General features: G+C 37.3%; 15 protein-coding genes. 8 read left to right on the top strand and 7 right to left on the bottom strand.

Features of this window, described 5'->3' with window-relative positions:
* Positions 1-16 precede the first annotated feature (16 nt).
* The 5 genes from QPK98_RS04890 to tsaD all read right to left on the bottom strand — a co-directional run bounded on the left by QPK98_RS04890 (position 17) and on the right by tsaD (position 5,197).
* Positions 17-1,189 (bottom strand): THUMP-like domain-containing protein, encoded by a 1,173-nt coding sequence (locus tag QPK98_RS04890; RefSeq protein WP_310991936.1) that lies wholly within the window; start codon positions 1,187-1,189, stop codon positions 17-19.
* Complete coding sequence (locus tag QPK98_RS04885) at positions 1,190-2,284, bottom strand: AI-2E family transporter (RefSeq protein WP_310991935.1); 1,095 nt, start codon at positions 2,282-2,284, stop codon at positions 1,190-1,192.
* Positions 2,285-2,661: 377 nt separating this feature from the next.
* Positions 2,662-3,306, bottom strand: a complete 645-nt coding sequence (locus QPK98_RS04880) for a DUF4159 domain-containing protein (RefSeq protein ID WP_310991934.1) — start codon at positions 3,304-3,306, stop codon at positions 2,662-2,664.
* Positions 3,307-3,361: 55 nt separating this feature from the next.
* Positions 3,362-4,075 (bottom strand): 16S rRNA (uracil(1498)-N(3))-methyltransferase, encoded by a 714-nt coding sequence (locus tag QPK98_RS04875; RefSeq protein ID WP_310991933.1) that lies wholly within the window; start codon positions 4,073-4,075, stop codon positions 3,362-3,364.
* Between the two features lie 99 nt (positions 4,076-4,174).
* Complete coding sequence (gene tsaD / locus QPK98_RS04870; protein ID WP_310991932.1) at positions 4,175-5,197, bottom strand: tRNA (adenosine(37)-N6)-threonylcarbamoyltransferase complex transferase subunit TsaD; 1,023 nt, start codon at positions 5,195-5,197, stop codon at positions 4,175-4,177.
* A gap of 106 nt (positions 5,198-5,303) precedes the next feature.
* Between tsaD and QPK98_RS04865 the strand changes: the two genes are divergently transcribed.
* Positions 5,304-9,686: a translocation/assembly module TamB domain-containing protein gene (locus tag QPK98_RS04865; protein WP_310992115.1), complete on the top strand. Its 4,383-nt coding sequence runs from the start codon at positions 5,304-5,306 to the stop codon at positions 9,684-9,686.
* Between the two features lie 44 nt (positions 9,687-9,730).
* On the opposite strand, the gene QPK98_RS04860 is transcribed toward QPK98_RS04865, so the two are convergent.
* Positions 9,731-10,111: a Rid family detoxifying hydrolase gene (locus QPK98_RS04860; RefSeq protein WP_310991931.1), complete on the bottom strand. Its 381-nt coding sequence runs from the start codon at positions 10,109-10,111 to the stop codon at positions 9,731-9,733.
* 80 nt (positions 10,112-10,191) lie between these two features.
* A complete protein-coding gene (locus QPK98_RS04855; RefSeq protein ID WP_310991930.1) occupies positions 10,192-12,957 on the bottom strand; it encodes a putative LPS assembly protein LptD in 2,766 nt (921 codons plus the stop codon).
* Positions 12,958-13,127: 170 nt separating this feature from the next.
* Between QPK98_RS04855 and QPK98_RS04850 the strand changes: the two genes are divergently transcribed.
* The 7 genes from QPK98_RS04850 to QPK98_RS04820 all read left to right on the top strand — a co-directional run bounded on the left by QPK98_RS04850 (position 13,128) and on the right by QPK98_RS04820 (position 21,447).
* The gene (locus QPK98_RS04850; RefSeq protein ID WP_310991929.1) at positions 13,128-14,249 is read left to right on the top strand and encodes an N-acetylmuramoyl-L-alanine amidase family protein; all 1,122 of its coding nucleotides are present in this window, start codon (positions 13,128-13,130) and stop codon (positions 14,247-14,249) included.
* A 54-nt stretch (positions 14,250-14,303) separates the two neighbouring features.
* Positions 14,304-15,254 (top strand): MlaD family protein, encoded by a 951-nt coding sequence (locus tag QPK98_RS04845; RefSeq protein ID WP_310991928.1) that lies wholly within the window; start codon positions 14,304-14,306, stop codon positions 15,252-15,254.
* 3 nt (positions 15,255-15,257) lie between these two features.
* A complete protein-coding gene (locus QPK98_RS04840) occupies positions 15,258-16,589 on the top strand; it encodes a 4Fe-4S dicluster domain-containing protein (protein WP_310991926.1) in 1,332 nt (443 codons plus the stop codon).
* A gap of 41 nt (positions 16,590-16,630) precedes the next feature.
* Complete coding sequence (locus QPK98_RS04835; RefSeq protein WP_310991925.1) at positions 16,631-17,065, top strand: LNS2 domain-containing protein; 435 nt, start codon at positions 16,631-16,633, stop codon at positions 17,063-17,065.
* Positions 17,066-17,140: 75 nt separating this feature from the next.
* Positions 17,141-17,932: a (Fe-S)-binding protein gene (locus tag QPK98_RS04830; RefSeq protein WP_310991924.1), complete on the top strand. Its 792-nt coding sequence runs from the start codon at positions 17,141-17,143 to the stop codon at positions 17,930-17,932.
* A 95-nt stretch (positions 17,933-18,027) separates the two neighbouring features.
* Complete coding sequence (locus QPK98_RS04825; RefSeq protein ID WP_310992114.1) at positions 18,028-18,513, top strand: ABC transporter ATPase; 486 nt, start codon at positions 18,028-18,030, stop codon at positions 18,511-18,513.
* 15 nt (positions 18,514-18,528) lie between these two features.
* Positions 18,529-21,447, top strand: a complete 2,919-nt coding sequence (locus tag QPK98_RS04820; protein ID WP_310991923.1) for a serine hydrolase domain-containing protein — start codon at positions 18,529-18,531, stop codon at positions 21,445-21,447.
* Positions 21,448-21,484: the final 37 nt, after the last annotated feature.

Below are 21,484 nucleotides of genomic sequence, written 5' to 3'. Positions count from 1 at the left end.
TGTGCTAGAATAAACACTAAAAAACTTTTGAGCAAACCAGCATTTCCTTTTTTCCTTCCAGATTTGTTATAAAAAACAAATAAACAGCTCCACCATCTGCAATTTTCCATTTTTTGCGAAGCTTTGCTACGGTCTCTGGAAAATTTCGGGTAGTAATGTTCGCTTTTTTGAAGGTGAGTGCTGCACGCATTTCAGATTTTGTGTACGGAACCACATCTTCAATCCGAAATCTTCGCCCTGGGAAATTAATTAGAGTTTCACTTGTATAAAGATGTGTGTTTTTATGGAGTTTGTTGAGTTTTAATTGATTTGAAAGCAAATGGAAAGCACCACTTTTTAAAATGGCCGCATTGGGTTCGTATAGATACTTCTGGGGTGCACTGTAGGTTGTTTCGGCTGTTTCATTCCAATGAAAATTGAATTGCTCTATTCTTGACTTTGTAAAATTGACTGTCTTAACTTGCAATGGGTTCTCAGTGCCATTTTTAAGCAGCCACAGTAACTCCTTAACTTCGTTTTCTACAGCTACAACATGAATTTCCATAACATTGCGAAGCTCTTGTAGGCCTACAGATATGTCTAACATAGGAGAGGTTTTCAGAAGGAATAGTTGACTGTTTTCAAGTATTTCTGAAATATGCTCCGGAATATTGGGTTGACAGTCGTTTAAAAAGAAAACTTTACCCTTGCTATCGTGACGTCGGGAAGGATCTGCATAAATAACGCTGTATTTATTATTTAGAACTTTACTTAAACCATCTTCAGCAGAACAATGCACATTTGGTTTATTTAGAACTTTAAAGTTGTGTTGTGCTATTTGAGAAAGCGTAGGGTTGATTTCAAAATGATGTACGGCTGAAAATTTTTCAGAAAAGAAAAAACCGTCAACGCCAAAACCTCCTGTAATATCGGCTAAAGTTTCACCATCAACTAAATTAGCCTTGTATTGGGCTGTTGTTTCAGAAGAAGTCTGCTCTAAGTTTAATTTTGGAGGGAATAGTATATTGGAAGCGGCAAACCATGTAGGGAGTTTCTTTTTAATCTTTCTTCTACTTTCAATTTGTTGCAGCAATTCTTGAATAGCAACTTTTGGAAAAGGACTTCCAGAAAAAGCTAGTTTTGAAAGATCGCCTTCAAAATTTTTAATGAAATCTTGAACTTCAGTATGTAATAGTGCTTTGTTTATCAATTAGAGGTTTTTAGTAAGGCCTTTAACGACCTTATATTCTGAAAGAAACTCTTTTGCAATTACTTTTATTGCCGTGTAAGTTGGTACGGCGAGAATCATTCCCGGAATTCCGAAAACAAAGCCACCTATCAATATTACCATAAAAATTTCTAAGGGGTGGGAGCGAACACTATGCCCAAAAATTACCGGTTGGGTTATAAAATTGTCAAATATTTGAGCTACGGAATAACCGGCTGTCGCAATTGAAAGCAAGGGGAGAAGGCCTGTAGAAAAATCGGCGCCAAGATTGTTTGATACTATTACAAGCAGCATTAATACCCAACCAATAATAGGCCCAAGATAAGGTACAATATTTAAAAAAGCACAAATTAAAGCAACTGCAATGGCATCGTTTACATCTAAGTAAAGCAATAATACGGCATAAAAAAGTGCTAATATTGAAATCTGCAGGAGTAAACCAATAAAGTATCGCGAGAGCAGCTCGTTTATTTTTATTAGAATACGCTTAAACCTGGCTTCGTCGCCTTTGTTTGAAAATACAAGCACAGATCGTGCCACGAGGTACTCATCTCGCAACAGAAAAAAAGAAATAAACAAAACAGAAAAAATTCCAATAATTGTACCCGTAAAACTTCTAAAGAAAATATCTATAAAACTTGGAATGATCTCAGAATCAAAATTTTCAACCCAAGTAGAGCGTTTTACAGCTTCAACCAGCTGAAAGTGATCAACGCCTAAATAATCACTTGCTTGTATGTTGAGTTCATTTAAGTCTTGCTTAACTTGTTCAAAATCTATTTGAGAAATATGCTTTCCTTGTTCAATGAGCACCGGAATAAAAATACTGAGCAGCAAGCTTATGGCACCAATAATCAATAGGAGGGTTACAACGGATGCAATAGTGTTTCTAAATTTTAATTTATTTTTTAAAAACAGTACAACAGGCCGGCCAATTAAAGAAAGGACAATGGCTAGCCCAATAAACAGAATCAAAGCCTGAATTTGGTATAAAAACCAAAGTAAGATCAAAACGCCAACCACAACGGCTAATGCTTTTAATATTCCTATGGTTATTGCTTTTGCAGAAGTTTTCACAGCGTAAATATAAGATATTCCAATTTACAAAGATTCAAAATTATGTTAACCCTAACGGTAGCCGTGCATTGTAAGCATTTACCCGTAGCTCAACCTTGTAACACTAATAACTTACCGTAGTTATTATAAAAAACTAGTCGTGTCCGACTAAGATATAAGACCGCTGCGATGAAAGACATAAGACGTAAGATTTGCTTTTTAATAGATTGAAAACTAGATAAAATTGATTAAACATACTTTTTAATTGATAAATTTTGATGCTAAGTATAATAGCATGCTGTCATTAAATAAAAATATTCTAATTGCCTATTATCTTTGACTCAACAAATTTTCTCACTCTTTTAATCGGACACTAATGATAAAAAACGAAAGATCAATTAGTTTTCAAATACATATTTAACCATATTAGCACCCATTTGAAGGGCTTTTAGTCTAACCTCAGGCGGATCGTTATGAATTTCAGGGTTTTCCCAACCATTGCCAAGGTCAGATTCATAAGTGTAGAGCAACACCAACCTATCTGCAACATAAATACCGAAAGCTTGCGGCCGTTGGCCATCGTGTTCGTGAATTTTAGGCAGTCCTTTCGGAAATTTAAAAACGGAACTAAAGATAGGATGATTTACCGGAAGCTCTCGTAATTCATTGTTCGGAAATAATTTTGTTATTTCCTTTCTTACGTATTGATCCATTCCGTAGTTGTCATCAATGTGAAGAAAACCACCGCTTTTTAAATAATTTCTTAGGTTTTCAACTTCCTCAGCCGAAAAAAACACATTACCATGCCCAGTCATATGTAGTAACGGGTAATCAAAGATATCAACACTTGCAGGAGTAGTGGTTGCCGGTTTTTCTTTAATTGCGGTGTCTATCTGTTCATTGCAAAACTTAATAAGATTGGGAAGCGAAGTGGGGTTGGCATACCAATCGCCCCCGCCACTGTATTGCAACAAAGCTATTTCCTGTGCCGAAACAGTTCCAAAACACAGTAAAAAGAAGGCAGAAAGAAATATTAATCGCATAACTATCAAAAATAAGCATTTAAACCTAAGCGGTTTTCAAATCCTGTTCAATTTCTTAAAATTCGTTTGCAAAGGCAACGCTATGGCAAGCAACAATTGCTGCTGTTTCGGTGCGTAAGCGGCTTTCTCCTAAGGAAACTGGAGTGTATCCAACCTTTTTTGCCAAAGCTATTTCTTCTAAGGAAAAATCGCCTTCCGGACCAATAAGAATTGTAACCTTTTTATTGGGAAGCAATACCGATTTTAGTGATGTTTTTGAGGTTTCTTCGCAATGGGCTATACATTTTATATCGTTGTAATGGTTTTCTGAAGCTATAAAATCCTGAAACGAAACGGCCTCATTCAAAATGGGTAAATAAGCTTTTAAGGATTGCTTCATTGCACTGAGTATCTTTTTTTCGTAACGTTCTGCTTTTACCACTTTTCGTTCGCTATGATTGCAGATTATAGGGGTTATTTCTGATACGCCAATTTCTGTAGCTTTCTCCAAAAACCACTCGTATCGGTCGTTTAATTTTGTGGGCGCCACAACCAGATGCAATTGATAGGGTAAGGCAGCCTGTTTTTCTTTAGAAACAACCTTTACACCACAGCTTTTTGGGTTTGCATTTATTATTTCGGCATCAAAAAAATAGCCTTTCCCATTGGTTATTTTAAAAGAATCGCCTTCCTTCATGCGTAAAACCTTAATAATATGCTTGCTTTCTTCCTTATTGAAAGTAACTTTGGTTGTGGTTTCTGATATATCCGGATTGTAGAACAGTTGCATTTAAATTGGGTTTTATATTAATTACCCTTAATCTTTATGGGCGAAAGCAAGTTTAATCTTGATCACTATATGAAGGGGTCGGGAGTTGTATCAAGTTCACTAGAATTTTAACCGCGCCGATGCTACCACATCGTTTTCTGCAAAGCTTTGGTTTTTGTATTTCAATTCGCCTACAATTGCAATCATTGCAGCATTGTCTGTACAAAATTCAAACTTCGGGATATGGGTTTTCCATCCGTATCTTTTTTCGGCGTCTTTTAGTGCGTTTCTAATTCCACTATTGGCCGAAACGCCGCCGCCTATAGCTATTTCTTTAATTCCAGTTTCTTTTACTGCGTTTTTTAGTTTATCCATTAAGTACGAAACAATTGTAAACTGAAGGCTTGCACAAATATCTTCCATATTTTCTGAAATGAAATCTGGATTTTGTTTTACCTGCTTTTCAACAAAATATAGTACGGAGGTTTTCAATCCGCTAAAACTGAAATCCATAGGCCCTACTTTTGGTTTTGGAAATTTAAAGGCTTTCGGGTTTCCTTTTTGTGCATACTTATCTACCAATGGACCGCCAGGATAGGGGAGTCCAAGAATTTTTGCGCTTTTATCAAAGGCTTCGCCCACGGCATCATCTATGGTCTGGCCAATAACTTTCATTTCAAAATAATCGGTAACTTTTACAATTTGAGTATGTCCGCCGCTAATGGTCATTGCTAAAAACGGAAAATTAGGCGGTGTTTGTCCTGCTGTTTTAATAAAATGTGCCAAAATATGTGCCTGCATATGGTTTACCGCTATCAAAGGAATGCCCAACCCCATGGCCAAAGATTTTGAAAATGAGGTGCCTACCAATAATGACCCCATAAGTCCAGGACCACGCGTAAAAGCGATGGCAGATAATTGTTTTTTGTCGATATTTGCCTGTTGTAGTGCTTGGTGAACTACAGGTACAATATTTTGTTGGTGGGCGCGTGAGGCAAGCTCAGGAACCACCCCGCCATATTGTTCATGAATTGCTTGGGTGGCAACAACATTGCTACATATTGTGCCGTTGTTAATTACCGAAGCAGCAGTATCATCACAAGAGGATTCAATTCCGAGAATGTAGCAGTTTTTTTGTGTCAAAGCAAAAGAGGTATATTTATTGGATGTAAAATTAAAACTTTAAAAGCGTATCAAAAAACTTCGGAAAATAATAGTTCGCACCTTTGTAATCATTGTATTGCTACTTGTGCTTGTGATTATTGTTTTTTCCATTCCAGCGGTACAGACATGGGCAGCAAAAAAAGCTACTACTGAGCTCAACGAAACCTATGGAACTGATATTAATATTAAACGCTTGGGCCTCAACTGGAAGGGCGAAGTAGATGTTCGTGAGGTCTATATTGCCGACCATCATAATGACACTTTAATCTATAGCCAAGAGCTACAAACCAATATTGTAAGTTTTAAACAACTAATTCAAGGAAACCTTGGCTTTGGTAATATTGAACTGGATAACGCCAAGCTTTATTTTAAGACCTATAAAGGTGAAGAAACAGACAACCTTTCAATTTTTGCTAAAAAGTTCGATACCGGAAAACCGAGCACTGAGCCTTTTTCAATGATTGGAAACGATATAACTCTTACCAACAGTAGGGTGAAAATTATAGATGAAAATTTGGATGATCCTAATATTTTTGTGCTAAACCAGGTGAATATCCTTGCCAATAATCTTAAAATATACGGTCCAGAGGTTTCCGTAGAAGTTAAGGCGCTCTCACTAATTGCAGATCGAGGCTTCGAAATTAAAGATTTACAGACCAATTTTTTATACACCGAAACCAATATGAGTCTGGCAGCCCTAAAATTGAAAACTGCCGAATCTAATATTAATGGACTTATAGATTTAGACTATTCAAAAAACGGAATGGCTAATTTTATAAATGAGGTAGTCATAACTGCAGATTTAAAAGATTCAAAAATAGCCACAAACGACTTAAACGGTTTTTACAATGAGTTTGGATCCAATCAGCTAATTGAACTAGACGCAGAACTTCAAGGTACGCTGAACGACTTTAAGGCTAATAATATAAACCTGCAAACCGGTACTACCCGTATTCGGGGCGATTATGCGTTTCAAAATATCTTGGCACTAGAAAAGGGGTACTCCATAACTGGGACCAATCATAATATCGTTACCAACTACTTCGACTTAAGAAGGTTTATGCCCAATGTTATAGGGCAGGTTGTTCCAGCTGACTTAAAAGCATTAAAGAACTTTAACTTACGAGGAAACACTTCAATTAAAAATGATGAACTAAATACCGAATCTAAATTGACAAGCGAAATTGGCCAAGCTTCTTTAGATTTAAAAATAGGGAATATCAGTAATATTGAAAATGCCTATTATCGCGGCAATGTTATTTTTAAAGATTTTAATCTCGGTAAAATAGTTAAAACCACTTCTCTGGGGAAAATGACTGGAAACCTTGATTTTGATGGTCGTGGTTTTGAAAAAGAAAATGTTAACACCGAAGTTTCAGGGAATATTTCTTCCTTTAGTTTTGAAGGGTATAATTATCAAAACATTGCAGTATCAGGAAATTTAAAACATCCCCTTTTTAATGGAGAACTTAGTATAGATGATCCAAATTTAAAACTGGACTTTACCGGTTTGATCGATGCATCTACAGAAACCAACAATTTAGATTTTCGGGCCAATGTTGAATTTGCGGAATTAAATCGGCTTAACTTAATGACGCGTGATAGTATTTCGGTCTTTACTGGGAATATGGTGGTTGATATGGAAGGAAAAACTATAGACGACGTTGTAGGGACCATCAATTTCAATCAAACTTTCTACCAAAATGAGCGCGATTACTACTATTTTGACGATTTTACAATTACTTCTTCCTTCCAAGACTCTGTACGTACTATTGAAATCAATTCGCCAGATATCATCAATGGAGAAATTTCAGGGAAATTTTTAATTGAAGATATACCTAATCTGTTTCAGAATGGGGTAGCGAGTATTTATGCCAATTATATTCCGCGTGAAGTTACCACCAATCAATATATTGATTATGAGTTTGTGGTCTATAATAAAATTGTGGACGTATTTATTCCACAGCTTAAACTAGGGGATAATACGCGATTAAATGGTTCGGTTTCATCTGATGAATCTAAGTTTGAACTAGATTTTAGATCGCCAGAAATACTTCTTTTTAATAACTATATAAGCGAACTAAATGTTCAAATGGATAATGATAATCCGTTGTATAATACGTATATATCAGCAGATTCAATATATACGGGGTTTTATAATCTAAAGAATTTAAACGTTATTAATAAAACGCTTAATGACACCATGTATGTGCGCTCAGAATTTGCAGGTGGTCCTAAAAAGACCGATCTTTTTAACCTTTCGCTATACCATACCATTAACCCTTCAGGAAAATCTGTAATTGGTGTAAAAAAGTCTGATATAACCTACAAGGGCAATGTATGGTATCTAAATGAAAACAACAATAGGCTAAACAAGGTGTCTTTTGATGATAATTTTAATGAGGTGCGTGTAGATTCCTTGGTGCTTAGCCATAATCAAGAGTTAATACAGCTGGCAGGTGTGCTTCGCGATTCAACGTATAAAGATTTAAAGGTTCGTTTTAAAGATGTGAATGTTGGCAATATTGCACCAGAAATTGACAGTTTAAGGCTTCAGGGAAATATGAACGGAAAGCTTGACTTCCTGCAGAAAAATGGGGCTTTTTATCCCAATAGTGCCATAACGATTGACAAAGTGATTATTAATGAGATTCCATTTGGCGACTTAAAGTTTAATGTTGAAGGAAATAAAGATTTGACTAAATATAAAATCAATACTTCCCTTGCCCGAAATGATGTAAAATCTATTAACGCCGTTGGAGAAATTGACGTCTCGCCACAGCATCCAAAAATTCTGCTCAATGTTGATCTAGACCAATTCAACCTCCAGGCATTCAGTCCGTTTGGCGGAGATGTTATAACAGATATTCGTGGGTTAGCCACTGGGAACGTGCGTGTTTCAGGAAATTATAAATCGCCTGATATTTTGGGGAGGTTGACCTTAGAAAATGGCGGTTTACAAATACCATACCTAAATACAGACTTTAATATTGCCGATAATGCTCAGGTTCTTGTAACAAAGAATAAACTTGAAATAGACCGTACCGATATTACGGACACCAAGTACAAAACTGAAGGGGTTTTCTTCGGAAATGCAACCCACACTAATTTTGGAGATTGGGAATTAGACTTAAATATTGAAGCGCCAAATAAATTATTGGTACTGGATACGCCACCAGAAGAAGACGCACTTTATTATGGAACCGCATTTATAAGTGGACGGGCAACAATAGCAGGGCCAATAGATGAATTGGTAATAGATGTTGATGCTACCACCGAAAAAGGAACCGCTTTTAAAATACCTATTAGCGATACGGAGTCTATTAGTGATGATTCGTTCGTGCACTTTTTATCGCCTAAGGAAAAGGAGGCCCGGATAAAAGGAGAAACAACGGTTTCTGAAGAAGTAAAGGGGCTAACGTTAAAGTTTGAACTGGATATAAATAAAAATGCCGAAGTGGAAGTAGTTGTGGACCAACAGAACAACTCTACCTTAAAAGGGCGTGGTGCCGGTATTTTGCTTATAGAAATAAATACAACAGGGAAGTTTCAGATGTATGGTGATTTCCAGGTTTACGAGGGGCAGTACGACTTTAGGTACGGTGGTATTATTCAACGAAACATAGAAGTGGTGCCTGGCGGAAATATTACTTGGGATGGAGCTCCAGAAAAAGCAAATCTCGACCTTAGTGCTGTTTATAAAACACAGGCAAATCCTTCGGTATTACTCGATAATCCAGCTACAAATACCAAAATACCTGTCGAGGTTTTCGTAGAGCTAGATGGAGTACTCGCTCAGCCAGCACTGTCATTTAATATAGACTTTCCAAGAGTGAGTTCTACCTTAAAAAGTGAGTTGCAGTACAAGCTTCAAAACCAGGAACAAATGCAGAATCAGGCACTTTTTCTTTTGGCATCAAACTCATTTGTAAACGATAATTATGCAGGATCTAATGCCTTTGCAGGAACTTTGGCCGATCGTGTTTCTGGATTGGTAAACGATCTATTTACAGATCAAGATGGTAAATTTAGGGTAGGTCTAGATTACTCTGTTGGCAATAGAACGCCCAATCAAGAAACCGCAGACCGTTTTGGGGTAACACTTTCAACTCAAATTAATGAACGAATTCTAATTAACGGTAAAGTTGGGGTTCCAGTAGGTGGCGTTAATGAAACTGCGGTAGCTGGAGATATAGAGGTGCAATGGCTAATGAACGAAGACGGAAGCCTACGGATGAAATTCTTTAACCGGCAAGCAGACCTTCAGTTTATTGGCGAGGATCAAATTTTTGAACAAGGAACTGGAATTTCCTATTCGGTTGATTTTAATACCTTCCGTGAACTTTATCAAAAGCTTTTTGGCAAAAAAATGGTAAAGGAGTCTGAGCTACCTGCAGTTCCCGATGATAGTAGATTTCCGGTAAATTTTAATACGGAGGCAACAAAAACTGAGGAGGGCCAAGACTAATACCACTAGGTTCTTATCGCGTTGTTTTACGCTTTATAATAAACCTATAACGAAGCAATCACAGAAATCTCAACGTTTACAAATTTCGGGAGATTAGCTACTTCAACCGTTTCACGGGCGGGTGCTGTTTCTTCATTAAAGTAAGTGGCATATACTTCATTTATAGCTCCAAAATTATTCATGTCACTAATAAAAATTGAGCTCTTTATAACATTTTCAAACGTCATTCCGGCTTCGGTTAGTATGGCTTTTACGTTTTCCATAACCAATTTGGTTTCAGTAATTATATTTTCGGTAACCAATTTACCAGACTTGGGGTCTAAGGCTATTTGTCCGGAGGTGTAAAGCATATTTCCGTTAAGCACAGCTTGGTTATAAGGACCAATTGGAGCAGGGGCGTTGGTAGTGTTTATTATTTTTTTCATCTGTTAAAAAAATGGATTTATATGTTTTATAAGTTACCTAATTTTTAGGTCTTTGAATTTTACTTCACTTTAAGAGAAAATTACAACCTTTTATCGCTCTCCCTACGTTTGTCGTATTTAATATCACTAAGCACCGAAGATTTAATTCCTATAAAGAAATACCAGGCTGTGTTGATGCTTCCAATTGGCGTCCAGTTGAAACTCATTTGCCAGCTTTCCAAATCGCGCTGGAAACGAAATTGCGTTAAGGTAACACCTTTATTTTTAAAATCATAGCCCGATGAAACCCCAACCGTCCACCGCGGTGCAAGCTGCAGGTTTGTACTCATCATAAAAGATTGGCTCGAAATTTCATTTTGGCGTTGATTGTTGCCATAGGTTATGGTGTAAGCAAAACGTACATCCCAGGGTATTTTGTAATTGTACCAAGCTACATTGGTTTTGTCTTCTTCTTCCTCGTCGTCATTTCTGTAAATTTGCCCGTCATAGATATCTGAGGCTTCTCCAAAAAGGTCATCGGGACGCCCGCCATTTCGGAAGGTTTCATTGTCCATTCTATCCGTATCTTTTGCCCCTCGCGCAAAATCTTTACTGGAAAAAGAATAGTTAATACTAACATTTGCATTGGTTAATCGGAATAAGCTTCCGCCGTTATTAATGTTGAATACGTCAATTTTATTGTTGTTATTGTCTAGCGCATACGGATCTAAGGTTCCGCTAAAGTTAAAGTCTAGTTTTGGAATAATAGGAATACTTCCTGTAAATCGAAGCGGACTCCACTTTAACGAATCGCCGGCAAGATTATATGCTGTTGAAAAGTTTAAGTTGTTCAGCAGCACCACTTTTTTAGGTTCCCGTGCAGTAGTATCTGCATCGCGCACCTTGGCTTCAAATGTATTGCTTAAGGAAAGGCCAACATTACTGGAGTAGGTCTTGCTGGGTGGGCCGTAAAGCGTGTTTTCAAAACGGGAATATTCATAAACGCCCGATTCTACCTCGTTGGCAGTTTCCGGAACAATAAACTCGTCGTAATACCTATCAAATCCTGGATTGATGTTATAACTAATAGAAGGTCGTGCTACGTGGCGAATAGCTTGTATTTTTTTATTTTTTCCGAAGTTAAATAGACCGTATAAAGTAGTTCCTAAACTGGTTGAAAAATTATAGGTGCGGTAACTCTCAAAGCCTGCGACGGTATCTTTTACAATTCCGCCGTTACCGTCATTGATGTTATCGTCATAACGTTGGCGCGTACTTTTAAGCACCCAGGTTTCCCTAAAGTTGGTTCCGGCAGAAGCACTTAGGTATTTTAATATTTTAAAGTTAGTGGTTATTGGAATATTGTGCTGCGCCCCAATTTGTGCATTATTGAACATTTCCGATTTAAAAAAGAGAGAATCAACCGTCTGGATTCTGTTTTCGGCCGTTAGGTCATATTGAAAGTTAATATTTTGAATAATACCTTTTTTGGTTCCGTTTTTTGGCGCAAATGGATAAATTCTAGAAATACTCGCGTTCAAATTAGGAAGTGACATAGAGATTTCCTGTGTTTTCGTATTTTGCGAATGCGTAGCTGCAAGCGTGACGTTAACTTGCGGATCGCCCTCAAAGGTTTTTGCATACGAAACCGACGAACTCAAAGTATTTACTAGAGCACTCGCATTGTTGGTCTGATTTATAGACTGGGTAAAATATTTACTACTACCAATATTTACCGAAGCCGAAAAACGGGAGCTCGGATTACTTTTGGCATCCTGCGAATGCGTCCACCGAATGTTATAGATACTGCTTTCACTATAATCGGGAAAACCACGCTCACTGTTAACCAAACTTTCAAAACGGGCACTGATACTTCCGCGGTATTTATATTTTAAAACATAGGCAGACTCTGCGCGCAAGGCATAACTGCCATTGGTGTAGTAATCGCCCAGTAGGCTCAAATCTAAATAGTCATTGATAGCAAAATAATATCCGCCATTTTGCATAAAAAACCCACGATTGTTATTTTCTCCAATAGAAGGGATTATAAATCCTGAGGTGCGATCTTCAGACAATGGAAAGTAAGCGAAGGGAAGTCCCACAGGTGTTGGCACATCGGCAATATACATATTGGTAAGCCCTGTAACGATTTTCTTTTTAGGAACAAATTTTGCTTTTCGGGTATAGAAATAATACTCCGGGTCGTCAATATTTTTTGAAGTGGTAAATTTTACATCGCGAAGATATACAACAGAGTCATTTACTTTTTTGGTTACTTCGGCAATTACGTTAAAACCATTTTGTTCGGTACGGCTGTTATATACCAAAGCCTTTTCCGAATTGAAATTATAGCGTATAGAGTCGGGTTCAACTTTATTATTTTGCTGCACAAAAACAGGTCGTTGACTATACACACCAGCGCTGTCTATTCCCTTTGCGTAAACTTCGTTTTTGTTGTAGTCTAAAATAATCAAGCCGGCATCTATACGCATATCCTCATAAATAATGTAGGCATTGTTATACATATAGACTTTATTCTCCTTTCTGTTCAACAACACATAATCTTCGCCGTAATAATCAACAACATCGGTAAGAGTTTCTTTTGGTGGTTTTACCGTATCAGTTTTAACGGTGTCTTGCGATTTTTCGTTAACCTCATTAACAATCGGATTTAGATTTACTGAAATAGTATCTTCTTGAGCGGTTTTGGGTATGTTGGCTTCATTTTTGGGAGGAATATCCTGCGCATACAAAACCATACTGCCAAAAAGCAAGAATGTTAAGAAAAATATGAAGTAATGCCTATTGGTCTGCAATGCTCTAATGCTATTATTTTGTAGATTTGGCTCAGTATTTGAAACGGTCAAAAATAAACATATTTTTTGGGGTAGGTTTTTTTTAATGAAAAATTTGGAAAAAAGAACTTGCTACTTAAAAAAAGACCACCAATCAAGGCTGGGTAAAACAGGAAACATGACGAAGGGGAAAGAGCCTATTTTTAAAATACTAATCAATAATCACAATCGTTAATTACTTTATGAGAACGAAAATATACACGGCTGCCGTATTGCTAATAAGCTTTTTATTGTTTCATTTTAACGTTCAAGCAGCAGAAAACCCTATAAAACCATTTGTAGTAGTCTTAGATGCCGGTCATGGCGGTCATGATCACGGTAATACCGGTAACGGTTATAAGGAATCTGAAATTGCCCTAAACATTGTATTAAAAGTAGGGAAGGAGCTAGAAAAAAGACCAAACGTTAAAGTAATCTATACCCGAAAAACCGATGTTTTTGTAGAGCTACGCGAACGTGCGGCCATTGCCAATAGATCTGATGCCGATCTGTTTGTATCAGTACATTGTAATGCGCATAGTAGTAATGCCTACGGAACTGAGACATTTGTTCTAGGACTTCATAAAAGTCAGGCTAACTTTGAGGTGGCCAAAAAGGAGAATGAAGTAATATACCTTGAAGATAATTATGAGGAAAAATATGGCGGTTTTGACCCCAAGGCCCCGGAGTCACTGATAGGCATGGTGCTTATGCAAGAAGAGTATTTAGATCAAAGCATTCTCCTGGCCAGCTTGGTTCAAAATAATATTGTTAACAATCTAAAACAAAACGACCGTAGTGTAAAACAAGCTGGGTTTTGGGTGCTTCACAACACCTATATGCCAAGTGTTTTGATTGAAACCGGATTCTTGACCAATAAAAAGGAAGGTGCTTACCTCAATTCTTCAAAAGGCCAAATTGAAATGGCACGCGAAATTGGTAAAGCCATTGAAGGTTATATTACAAGCCTTTCCGCAACCGATGAAAAAACCAAACACCCTGAGGTTCAAGAATTGGAAATGGAGAAAGCTTTAGAAACCACTAAGGAAGACATCTTTGAAGATGTTGTTTTTAAAGTCCAATTGGCTGCAACCAGTAAACGAATTTCTCCCAAACCTAAAAACTTCAAAGGCCTCAAGGAGGTTACCCGCGATAAGGAGGATGGCTTATTTAAATACTACTACGGCGAAACATCAGATTACAACAAAATTCAGGTTATGAAAACCTTTGTGCAGCAAAAAGGATATCCCACAGCATATATTGTTGCTTTTAAGGAGGGAAAAAAGGTTAATCTATCTGAACTGTTAAAATCGAAAGCCAATTAATGTGCTTTCCTTATATTTATCACTTAAATTTGTTCACAATCTAAAATTATACACTTGAAACTATCGAGAGAAGTTAAAACTGGGGTTCTTGCCATAGGCGCAATCTTGTTATTGATATTTGGTTACAGCTTTTTAAAAGGCACGAATCTACTTGACAAAAATCGCGAATTTTATGTAAAGTACGATAATGTAGAGGGGTTGGCGCAGGCTGCTCCTGTTACTATCAATGGGCTTACAGTTGGTAAAGTTCAAGACATATCTTTCGCCAATTCAAAAGGTGGGCTAGTAGTAAAATTTACCATTGAAAAAGATTTCGAATTTTCAAAAAACAGCATTGTTAGAATTTATAGCGCTGGGCTTATAGGTGGAAAAAACCTTGGGGTGTTCCCCGAATATGATGCCAGCAACATTGCCAAGAGTGGCGATACATTGCGCGGTGATGTTGAAGATGGAATGTTGACCGCCGTTACAAAAGCCTTGGGCCCGTTAGAAAAGAAGGTTAACAACACCTTAGCCACGGTAGATACTTTACTCTTAAACGTGAATGATATTGTTGATGAAAAAACTCGAAAAAATTTAAAAGAGGCAATTGTTAATTTAAATACCACGTTAAATTCCTTTGCAGGAGTTTCTGAGAATTTAAATCATATTTTAGGAAACAACACCGATAAGTTGGACAATACATTTACCAATTTAGACAAAACGGCTGGCAACCTTTCAAAATTGACAGATTCGTTAGCACAGTTAGAGACCGGAAAGCTAGTAAGCGACCTGCAAAATGTAGTTGATAAGATGGACAACATTGTGGCCGGAGTGGATAATGGCGAAGGTTCTATCGGAAAACTTTTAAAAGACGACAAACTATATGAAAATTTAGAAGGAGCTTCAAGACAATTGGAACAACTTCTACAAGATGTAAAACTAAACCCGAAGCGATATGTTCATATTTCTGTTTTTGGCAAAAAGAACAAAGAATATGAAGCTCCCGACAACCCAGATAAATAAACCATGCAGTACATCCCAAATATACTCTTTACAATTGCTTTAGTAGCCGGTATTGGTTATTTTACTATCAATATTCGTAAAATAATTAGAAACATTAAATTGGGGCATGAAGTAGATGCTTCTAACAATACAGCCCAAAGATGGAGCAACGTGGTTCGCATTGCACTTGGGCAGTCAAAAATGGTTGTTCGGCCAATTCCTGGTTTGCTGCATTTAGTTGTTTACATCGGGTTTATTATTATCAATATTGAAGTCTTAGAAATAATTATTGATGGTATTTTTGGGACCCATCGCGCGCTATCAACCGTACTTCCTACTGGGTTATACAACTTTTTAATTGGCTCTTTTGAAATTCTAGCCTTTTTAGTTTTGGTAGGGGTTATATTGTTTTGGACCAGAAGAAATATTCAAAAGCTAAAACGTTTTTGGGCCAATGAAATGAAAGGATGGCCAAAAAATGACGGAAATATCATTCTGTATTTCGAAATGGTTTTGATGATACTATTTCTTGTGATGAACGCTTCAGATCAAGCATTACAGTCACTTGGCGCCGCACATTATGTTGAGGCCGGGGCTTTTCCTATAAGCCAATTCCTTGTACCGCTTTTTGACGGTCTTTCGCAAGGAACATTAATTGTTATAGAACGATCCGCTTGGTGGCTTCATATTTTAGGAATTCTTGCTTTTCTAAACTACTTGTACTTTTCAAAACACCTTCATATTTTATTGGCTTTTCCAAATGTGTACTTTGGAAGTGTAGAACCAAAAGGAAAGTTTAAGAACCTGGACTCGGTAACCCAAGAGGTTAAAATGATGATGGATCCTGATGCAGATCCGTTTGCGGCACCTGCCGATGATGCAGCAGAAGCTCCGGAAAAGTTCGGTGCCAGTGATGTAATGGATTTAAGCCGTACACAATTACTTAACGCCTATACTTGTACTGAGTGTGGCCGTTGTACCAGCGAATGTCCCGCAAATAATACTGGTAAAAAACTGTCGCCCAGAAAGATTATGATGGATACGCGCGACCGCTTGGAGGAAGTTGGTAAAAACATTGAAAAAAATGGCGAATTTAAACCCGATGGCAAGCAGCTGTTAGACGATTACATTACCCAAGAAGAATTATGGGCATGTACCACCTGCAACGCGTGTGTAGAGGCTTGCCCAGTGAGCATAGACCCGTTGAGTATTATAATGGATATGCGTCAATATTTAGTGATGGAACAATCTGCCGCTCCTAACGAATTGAACGTGGCAATGACCAATATAGAAAATAACGGCGCACCATGGCCTTACAATCAACAAGATCGTTTAAATTGGAATAACGAAAACTAAATTCCATACAAACTGGAGAATTCTCTAAAAAAGAATACGAAATGAAAAAGGAGGAAGTAGAAAAAATCTTGCATGATAAAGTAGAAAAAGGAGAACACGTAAGCCCAATTCTTCCAGAGGGTGTAAAAAACTACTTAATAGATATTGACGGCACCATAACCGAGGATGTTCCTAATGAAGAGCCTGAACGAATGGCAACTTGCAAACCTTTTCCCGATGCTTTAAAAACACTTAATAAATGGTATGATGAAGGCCATATGATTTGCTTTTTCACTTCTCGAACCGAAGCGCATAGAGAAGTAACAGAAAATTGGCTAAACAAACACGGGTTTAAATATCATAGCATGCTCATGGGGAAACCACGCGGTGGCAACTACCATTGGGTAGATAACCATTTAGTGAAAGCAACCCGTTACAAAGGAAAATTTACCGATTTAGTAGAGAAAGAAGTTACTATTGAAGTGTTTGATGATTAAGAATTAAAACCTCAACTTTAATAAACGTCAGTATAAATTCTTGACTAAAAAAGTTTAGGGCTAAAATTTAAAAAAATGAGTGAAAATATAAAAGTCCCAACAATGGCCGAATATGCGGCGCAAGGCAAACACCCCGAAGTACTTTTTTTTGTGGGCTGTGCAGGAAGCTTTGACGACCGCGCAAAAAAAATAACCAAAGCCTTTGTGAAATTACTTAACAAGGCAAAAATAGATTTCGCGGTTTTAGGAACCGAAGAAAGCTGTAATGGAGATCCCGCTAAAAGAGCCGGAAATGAATTTTTGTTCCAAATGCAGGCAATGACCAATATAGAGGTGCTTAATGGCTATGGAATAAAGAAAATTGTTACTACTTGTCCGCACTGCTTTAATACCATTGGCAATGAATACCCCGGTCTTGGTGGAGATTATGAAGTAATGCACCATACCCAATTTTTAAAGTCGCTATTAGCAGACGGCAGATTAAAGGTTGAAGGCGGAAAGTTTAAAGGAAAGAAAATTACCTTTCACGATCCTTGCTATTTAGGCAGAGCCAATGGGGAGTATGAAGCGCCTAGAAATCTACTTGAAAAACTAGAGGTTGAATTGGTAGAGATGAAACGAAACAAAAAACGCGGCATGTGCTGTGGCGCAGGAGGTGCGCAAATGTTTAAAGAGCCTGAACCCGGAGATCAAGATGTAAATGTAAAACGAACAGAACAAGCTCAGGAGACTTCAGCCGAAATAATAGCAACCGGTTGTCCGTTTTGTATGGTAATGATGACTGATGGTGTAAAGGCCAAGAATGCCGAAGACAACCTTGAAGTTATGGACGTTGCCGAAATGATAGCATCTGCAGAAGACTTATAAACTTATCTTTTTTTGATTTAAAAGAAAACTTAACTCCGGTGGCTATCGGTAAAGGTTTTCCTATTGATTTAATTATTTTAATATTTCAATCCAAAATGCTTACAGATTTTAAAAACTTACCTGATGATGCCAGAGTTTGGATCTATCAGGCCAATAGAAAATTAAGTGACGAAGAGGTTGCTGAAATTAAAGAACTAGCTGAAGATTTCTTAGTTAAATGGACTGCCCACGGAGCTGCATTGGAAGCAGGTCTAGAATTAAAATACAATCGTTTTATCGTTTTTGGCCTTAACCAAGCAAATGCTTCGGCATCGGGTTGCAGCATAGATGCTTCGGTACATTTTATTCAATCCTTAGAGAAAAAATATGATATAGACCTTCTGGATAAAATGAACGTTACTTTTTATTCTGGTGAATATATTGCATTTAAGCCATTGAAAGATTTCAGAAAAATGGCGAAGGATAAATCCGTTTCAAAAAATACAATTGTCTTTAACAACCTTGTAAATACGAAAATTGAATATCTAGAAAACTGGAAAATACCGGCACACGAAAGCTGGCACAGTAGATTTTTATCCTAATACCATTAGTTAGATATGAAGAAGCTTTTGTTGGCAGGTCTGTTTGTTTTATTGGTATTCCCGGTTCTTGCGCAGGAAAACAATCCATTAATTGTAAAATCTGACTTTCAGAATCAAAAAAAATGGGTGGATAGCATCTACGACAACATGACCCTTGAGGAAAAATTTGGTCAACTCTTTATGGCTGATATTTTTTCTAGTGATCCTAAAGCCAAAACCGACAAACTAAAAGACCTTATAACCAATTACCATCTTGGTGGGGTTATTTTTTCCAAAGGAGGCCCTAAGCGGCAAGCCAAGTTAAACAATGAGTTCCAATCGCTTGCCAAAGTACCTTTACTAGTTGGCATGGATGCCGAATGGGGGCTGTCTATGCGTTTAGATTCTACCTATGCCTTTCCTTGGAATATGACCTTGGGTGCAATTACCGATAATAAAATTGTAGAAAAAGTTGGGCGTCGTATTGGTGAACATTCCAAGCGGCTTGGGGTTCATATCAATTTTGCACCTGTTGTAGATATAAATACCAACCCCAAAAATCCAATAATTGGCAATCGCTCTTTTGGGGAAGACCGTGATAATGTTACCGAAAAGGCACTCGCATTTATGAAAGGAATGCAAAGCGCAGGTGTTATGGGCAGTGCAAAACACTTTCCGGGCCATGGTGATACCGATATGGATAGCCACAAGACGCTGCCAACTATAGATTTTTCAAGGGAGCGCCTAGATACAATAGAACTATATCCATATAGAAAATTAATAAGCGAAGGGCTAAACAGTGTTATGGTTGCCCATTTAAACGTACCAGCCCTAGAGTCGCAATTAAACTATCCTTCTTCACTTTCTTCAGCAATTATAACTGACCTTCTAAAAAAAGAACTGGGCTTTAATGGTCTTATATTTACCGATGCGCTTAATATGAAAGGTGCTTCAAACTTCAAAAAGCCTGGAGAAATAGAACTCGCTGCTTTTTTAGCTGGAAATGACATCCTGCTTATTTCTGAAAATGTTCCAAAGGCCATGGAATTTCTTATCAAATCGTACAATGATGAAACCATTACTGAACAACGTTTGGCATATTCGGTTAAAAAAATCCTTTACGCAAAATACAAAGTAGGCCTCAATAATTATAAACCGGTAAAGACCGACTACCTATTAAATGACCTCAACTCGGTTATTGATGATGCGCTATATGAAGAAGCTATGGACAATGCGCTTACCGTACTTAAAAATGACCGCGCTATTCTTCCTATAAAAGATTTACAGAAAAAAAAGATTGCTTACGTAAATTTTGGGGATGCTTCAGGGGAAGAGTTTTTAGATGAATTAAAGAAATATAGCGAGATTGATTGGGTGAAATCTAATAGCTTGAGTGGTTATATTGAAAAATTGAAAAAATACAACTATGTAATTATCGGTTTTCATAAATCTAATGCTAACCCATGGAAAGGCTATAAATTCACACAAAATGAACTCGTTTGGCTGTATGAAATAGCCCGTACCAACACGGTTATTTTAGATGTTTTTGCCAGACCATACGCGATGCTAGATTTAAAAACAACAGCAAACTTTGAAGGCATCGTCATGTCTTACCAAAACAGTAAAATATCGCAACAGCTTTCTGCCCAGCTTATTTTTGGCGCGCGCGAAGCAAAAGGTAAACTGCCAGTATCTTTAGGCGAAGATTTTCCACTGAATACTTTTTTAAAAACAAAATCACTACGTCGGCTTCAATACGGAACGCCTGAAAGTGTTGGGGTAAACAGCTATAAATTAAAAAAGATTGATTCTCTTGCAAAGCTAGGGATGAGAGAAAAAATGTTCCCTGGTGCACAAATTTTGGTAGCTCGAAAAGGCAAAGTTATCTATCAGAAAAATTTTGGATACCATGAATATAACAAGGAAATTCCCGTAAAGGACACTGATATTTATGACTTGGCTTCATTGACAAAGATTCTTGCTTCCTTACCCATGATTATGGAATTGGTTGACAAAAAAGAATTAAGTTTAAATACCAAACTCTCTAAAATGTTGCCAGCGTATAAAAACTCCAACAAGGCAGATATAACGCTGAAGCAAATGCTTTCGCATTATGCACGATTTAAGCCATGGATACCTTTTTATAGGCATACATTTAACGAGGAAAAAACAGGAATTTCATCCAAATATTACGCCGACATACCGGGTAAAGATTTTAATGTAGAAGTTGCCAAAGACCTATATATGCGGCGAGATTACATAGATACTATATATAAAACCATTCGCGAAAGCGATCTAAACCCCCGTTTGAGATATAAATACAGTGATTTGCCTTATTATATTTTGAAAAAATACTTAGAAAATAAGTTTGATAAACCACTAGAAGTAGCTGTTCAAGAAAATTTATACCAATCACTTGGCGCCAATTACACGCTTTATCATCCGTTGAGCAAATTTTCAAAAAATCGTATTCCACCTACCGAAATAGACAATATTTTTAGAAATCAGAAAGTTCAAGGCTATGTTCACGACCAAGGGGCAGCAATGCTGGGAGGTGTAAGTGGCCATGCCGGTTTGTTTAGTAACACTAATGATGTGGCCAAAATAATGCAAATGTATCTTTGGAAGGGTTTTTACGGCGGAAAAAGATATTTTAACCCAGATGTATTTGATATTTTTAATACGTGTTATTACTGTAACGAAGATGTGCGAAGGGGCGTAGGCTTTGATAAACCCCAATTAGGAACTGTAGGACCAACATGCGGTTGCGTATCCATGACTAGTTTCGGGCATAGTGGTTTTACCGGAACTTTTGCATGGGCTGATCCTGAGCAAGAGATTGTTTATGTGTTTTTATCAAACAGAACCTTTCCAGATTCCACAAACCGAAAGTTGATAAAAACCGATTTACGCAGTAAAATACAGGAAGCTATCTATGAAGCCATTGATTATTAAAATAGCAGTTATAGGTATTTATTTAAGTATAATGTAA

It is taken from the genome of Aequorivita marina (assembly GCF_031631895.2).
Classification (GTDB): Bacteria; Bacteroidota; Bacteroidia; order Flavobacteriales; family Flavobacteriaceae; genus Aequorivita; species Aequorivita marina.
The sequence above is the reverse complement of the archived record's forward strand: the minus strand, read 5'-3'. Positions and strand labels throughout refer to the sequence as shown.

Coding starts and splice junctions, on each gene's coding strand:
- QPK98_RS04840 (WP_310991926.1), top strand. CDS start 15,258: ATGCAGTACATCCCAAATATACTCTTTACAATTGCTTTAGTAGCCGGT.
- QPK98_RS04875 (WP_310991933.1), bottom strand. CDS start 4,075: ATGCAACTGTTCTACAATCCGGATATATCAGAAACCACAACCAAAGTT.
- QPK98_RS04820 (WP_310991923.1), top strand. CDS start 18,529: ATGAAGAAGCTTTTGTTGGCAGGTCTGTTTGTTTTATTGGTATTCCCG.
- QPK98_RS04860 (WP_310991931.1), bottom strand. CDS start 10,111: ATGAAAAAAATAATAAACACTACCAACGCCCCTGCTCCAATTGGTCCT.
- QPK98_RS04825 (WP_310992114.1), top strand. CDS start 18,028: ATGCTTACAGATTTTAAAAACTTACCTGATGATGCCAGAGTTTGGATC.
- QPK98_RS04835 (WP_310991925.1), top strand. CDS start 16,631: ATGAAAAAGGAGGAAGTAGAAAAAATCTTGCATGATAAAGTAGAAAAA.
- QPK98_RS04880 (WP_310991934.1), bottom strand. CDS start 3,306: ATGCGATTAATATTTCTTTCTGCCTTCTTTTTACTGTGTTTTGGAACT.
- QPK98_RS04830 (WP_310991924.1), top strand. CDS start 17,141: ATGAGTGAAAATATAAAAGTCCCAACAATGGCCGAATATGCGGCGCAA.
- QPK98_RS04850 (WP_310991929.1), top strand. CDS start 13,128: ATGAGAACGAAAATATACACGGCTGCCGTATTGCTAATAAGCTTTTTA.